The organism is Arthrobacter sp. ZGTC212 (assembly GCF_002929255.1).
GTDB lineage: Bacteria > Actinomycetota > Actinomycetes > Actinomycetales > Micrococcaceae > Arthrobacter_B > Arthrobacter_B sunyaminii.
The window spans coordinates 1-543 of record NZ_PJIJ01000074.1 but is presented as its reverse complement, the minus strand read 5'-3'; the positions used below and the strand labels follow the sequence as shown (position 1 = coordinate 543).

General features: G+C 60.2%; 1 protein-coding gene. It reads left to right on the top strand.

The genetic code is table 11. The features are described from left to right. Positions 1–543: hypothetical protein (locus CXQ89_RS18510; protein WP_219815647.1), on the top strand; the 543-nt coding region annotated here is incomplete at both ends.

Genomic DNA, 543 nt, shown 5'->3' with positions numbered 1-543 from the left:
GAGTTCTGCCCTTACTGCTTGGCGGTGCGCCTCAACTCAAGGCCTTCGGCCTCGGCCTGCTATTTCCCGGCGCCGGTATGTTTTATCCCGGCGCCGGCGCGGTACTCGTAAACGTCCTATGGTTCGCAGCTACCATGGTGCTCTTCTCCATCGCCTTTGTGATTTGGTTTGGCAGTGGAAACATCCTGGCCCCCCTGGCCGTCTGGCTCGGAGCAGCCGCGGTTGGCGCTATTCGGGCCCCAGAACCAGGCAACGACTGGCTGGTGGCAGTCCCCATTGCCGGGGCAGTAATCTTCGCCGGTCTAAACAGACTCAAGGCACAGCGCCACCTCAAAGCCTCACAAGCGGAAATCGCAAAACGGAACGCGAGGTTGGCCGATGCAACAGTTCCGGCACGGCCTCGATTCATCCCGGAAAAGCAATTCGTGGGCGAAGAATTGGACCAGGACGAGCTTGAGCACCTGCGCTTCGGTCTGGAAGGGGCGCTGCAGCCTGTTGATTCCTTCTGGGGCTTTGACCGCACAGAGCAGTTCCAGCTCTCCA